Below are 3,848 nucleotides of genomic sequence, written 5' to 3'. Positions count from 1 at the left end.
TTCGGTCAGACAATGGATGCGCGAGCCACGTTGTTCCAAGAAGCATTGACTGTGTTGCGTCAAGCCTGGCGTGAGGACTTCCCGGAAATCTCCACGCCCCGAGTGAACTTGTCGGGTGCAGATACGCTGCCGAAACCGGCGTTGAGAGACATTCCCGTGATGGTGACTGGTCATTCACGCCAGTCGGTCGAATGGATTGCCGAGCATGGGGATGGCTGGCTTTACTATCCCCAAAATATCGCGCAGCAAGCCATGACAATCAAGAATTGGCGGTCGCTGACACCAAGATTCAAACCCTTCACGCAATCCTTCTATATTGACCTGTCGGAGAATCCCGATGAACCCCCATCGCCCATCTTCCTCGGGTTTCGGGCTGGTCACCGATTCTTTACTGACTACTTCAGCCGCTTGCGCGATATTGGGGTTAATCATATTGGCCTCAACCTGAAATACGCGACACGTCCGGCGCATGAGATTGTTCAGGAACTTGGCGAGCATGTCGTACCGCACTTTCCGGCGCACGCTACTGCCCATTTGGAGGAGGCGCAGGATGCTGCACGGTCATAAAATTTTTTGCCTGGGATCTCGCTTTTACTTCTTCGGCTGGTACCTATGCCTTCGATGTCCAATGCGAAATGCTGGCTGACATCGGTTATGACGGCCTGACCTATGCCGTCTGGTCAGGGAGCCGATGGGAAACCGCAAAGCGTCTATCCACCGTGAAAGATCGTTTCGGTTTGGAGGTCTTTAGCGTGTATGTGGTGATCGACCTGGATCAGGGCCCACAGCATCCCATCAACGCAGGACTCTTGCGGATGCTTGAGGAGATGGAAGGCGTGAAGGCTGTCAATCTTGGAATCAGGACGGCAGGCCACGGTTCAAATCATCGAAAGGCACCGGACGACAAGGTATTGCAGGACTTCCTTGGTCGGGCACTTGAGATTTGCGCACGGCGCGGAATTGACATCCTGCTGTATTTTCATCTGGGCTTCTGGATGGATCATTACTCCATTGCGGCACAGATCTGCTCGGTCGTGAACCATCCGAATCTCGGCATCGTGTTTCCAAGCTATCACTGGTATGGCTACGAAACCAATGCAGGCAGCCCGACGGAGGGCTATCAGGCAGTAGACCCGACGCCAGCGTTAATGGCGTCAACACCCTTCATGCGGGAATTGACTCTCAGCGGCGCAACCCGCAGCCCACTTGGCTGGAGTCGTATTGCCACTTTCGAGGCGCTCGATGCAGGAGAACTCGACAACTTCGCACTTCTTGGACTTGCCAAGTCGTTCGGTTATACCGGCCCCGTCGGCTATGACGGCACATTGGTCGGGGGGAATCCATACAGCACGCTCAAACGCTCCTATGACGCGATGGACGAGATGTTGGGTTTGCTGACAAAGCACCCTGGTTGGGCCAAGCGTGAAACGCACCCGTAACCTATGATTGAGCACACCTACATGTCCCAACACCCTTTGATTGCTGCCCAATTGAGGCAGGCGATGCGCGGCGTGGCCTCCACGGTGACGCTAATCACGTCGATCGCTCCCGATGGCCACGGACACGTAATGATCGCCAGTTCATTCACATCAGTCTCACTGGAGCCGCCCACGGTTCTAGTGTGCATTGGTCAGCAAACCCGTATCCATGGGCCGCTGCTGGCTGCTCGACGATTCTGCATCAATGTACTCCGCGCAGAACAGGAGGTACTTGCGGTGCACTGCCGTAGCGCCACGGGGACCGACCGTTTCGATCATGAAGCCTGGCGATTTGATGAAGTCAATGGGTTGCCCTATCTGCAAGGGGCGCAGGCTTCGCTGTTCTGTGAGCTGATTGAACACCATGCAGTCGGCACCCACTCGGTAATGCTGGCCAGTGTCGAGCGTGTGCTCACATCTGCATATGCCGATCCACTCGTCTATCTGGATGGCCGCTTCCGGGCCATAGATCCAACCCGTTGAAGATATGCAGCGAAGAATTTCACAACTGCCTCGGCATATCTCTAGACAGCCTGCCGGGTTATGTGGCTGAGACTCTTCGAGCATTAGCCAATGCCCATTCCCCGCTGCCGTCCGATTTCCCACGCCACGCCGCCACCGCTCACCGTCGCGGCAAGTTGCTGCCCCAGTCGCTGTTCAATCACCGGCTTCCACGGCACCAGACTGAACCCCATGCCGTCGTCTAGCATCGCGTAGCGCCCGCTGGCGAGCATGAGGCTGCGCCGGTAGATGCCAGCCACGCGCTGCCCGTCGGTGACGGGCCGATGCGCTAGGCCGATTTCGGCGGCAATATCCTTGGCGGCCTTTGCCAGTTCCCGATTCCGCAGCGTCCCCAGCAAGTTCCGGGCGAGGATCACCCGCTGCCCACGCCGCTGGGCCAGCCCCTGTTCTTCAAGGAAGTCGGCGCGCTGCTGCAAGGCTTCCTTCGCCTCGCCGCCAAAGCCCAGATCGCCCAGCCCCTTGCCGCCACCGATCAACTGCTGGTCCAGCCAGGTCGCGCCGATCACGCGGGCCTGCCGCTCGATGGGCAAGTGCGATTTCAGCTCCACCGCCACGCCGCCAGGCGCTGTGCGTCGTTCTGGCGGCCACGTTCGGCCAAGTCGTCCGGCACCTTCCATAGTCCATCAGCCACACGTTCCACGATGCCGGCCCGGCGCAGGGCTTCCAGTCGGCGGACATGGGCCGCGACGACCTCCTGCGGGTCGCGGCCGGGCTTGGCTCGGCCTTGCTCGATCGCCAGGTGATGATCGGCGCGGTACAGGCCATCGCTCGCCAGCGCGACGATGTTCTTGTCGGCCGCCCGCACCTCGTTGGAACCGCGTACCTCCACCACGGCTCCGGTGGGATAGTTCGCCAGCTCGTCGCGGGCGTTCAACGCGACGTAGTGGGCCTTGCCGTCCACCCCGTCGATGACCAGATAGCCGCCGTCGTGCAGCTCGTCGGCCAGCCCCTTGCCAGCCACGCGACCGACGATGCTGCGGCCGCTTCCATCTGCATTTTGGCCCGGCTCGAACACCGCCAGCTCGCGCGGCTGACCGCTCATGGCACGTTGCATCGTTCGGATGATGTCGCCACGCTCGCCCAATGCGCGCAAGGTCTTCTCCGCATCGGCATGGACGGCCCAGGTGCCGGGCTGCGTATCGTCGGCCAGGCCCAGGCGCTGCAAGCGTTGCAGGCGGCCGATCAGCAGCAGGCGCTGGCGTTGCAGCCGGGGTTCGTTGAAGCGTTCGATCTGCACCCGGCCATCCTCGCCGGCCTCGCGTTGCAGGGTGCGGTCGAGGCTCGTCCAGCGCTCCTGTTCCACCTCGCGCTGCAAGGTCTGCTGGATCTCCAGTTCGGTGCGCGGCCCCAGCCATTCGGTCGCCAGTTCGGCGGCGCGATGGCGGAAGCCGTGGGCGATGTAGTCGCCGGCGATGATGAGGTCTTTGCCGGTGTCGTCACGTCCGAGCACGATCAGGTGGGTGTGCGGGTTATCGGTGTTCCAGTGATCGACCGCCACCCAATCCAGCCGCGTGCCCAGGTCGGCTTCCATGCGGTCCACCAGATGCCGGGTGTAGGTGCGAAGGTCGTCCAGTTCGGCGCCGTCCTCGGGCGAGACGATGAAGCGGAAATGGTGCCGGTCGTCGGCGGCCCGCTCCTTGAAGGCGTCAAGGTCGGCTTCGTCGGTCTGCGGCCCGTAGGCCCGGCCCGGTTCGCCGTCGCGGCCCGCGCCGTCGCGCTCGATGTAGCGCAGGTGCTTGGCGAGCGATTGCGGGCTGGCACGCTGGTGATTGACCAGCAGCGTCTTGATGGTCACGCGCCGCGACATGGGCGTCAGCTTCGCGCCCGCGAAACGCGCCGCCGTGTGGC

The 3,848-nt window shown here is 61.5% G+C and carries 3 protein-coding genes and 1 pseudogene; 3 read left to right on the top strand and 1 reads right to left on the bottom strand.

The window, feature by feature from the left end; all coding sequences use genetic code 11:
* The 3 genes from BF95_RS24535 to BF95_RS26995 form a co-directional block, all read left to right on the top strand.
* On the top strand, positions 1-567 hold a 567-nt coding region (locus BF95_RS24535), incomplete at its 5' end, for an LLM class flavin-dependent oxidoreductase (protein ID WP_043155389.1).
* Positions 568-635: 68 nt separating this feature from the next.
* Entirely contained in the window at positions 636-1,439 is an 804-nt protein-coding gene (locus BF95_RS24530; RefSeq protein WP_235209992.1) for a TIM barrel protein, read from the top strand.
* A gap of 3 nt (positions 1,440-1,442) precedes the next feature.
* Positions 1,443-1,961 carry a flavin reductase family protein gene (locus tag BF95_RS26995; protein ID WP_004350836.1) on the top strand — a complete coding sequence of 173 codons (519 nt, stop codon included), beginning with the start codon at positions 1,443-1,445 and terminating at the stop codon, positions 1,959-1,961.
* An 83-nt stretch (positions 1,962-2,044) separates the two neighbouring features.
* Here BF95_RS26995 and BF95_RS24520 read toward each other — a convergent pair.
* A pseudogene (locus BF95_RS24520) lies at positions 2,045-3,531 on the bottom strand (DUF3363 domain-containing protein).
* Positions 3,532-3,848 lie beyond the last annotated feature (317 nt).

The sequence above is a fragment of the Sphingobium sp. Ant17 genome (genome assembly GCF_000588875.1).
Lineage (GTDB): Bacteria > Pseudomonadota > Alphaproteobacteria > Sphingomonadales > Sphingomonadaceae > Sphingobium.
The sequence above is the reverse complement of the archived record's forward strand: the minus strand, read 5'-3'. Positions and strand labels throughout refer to the sequence as shown.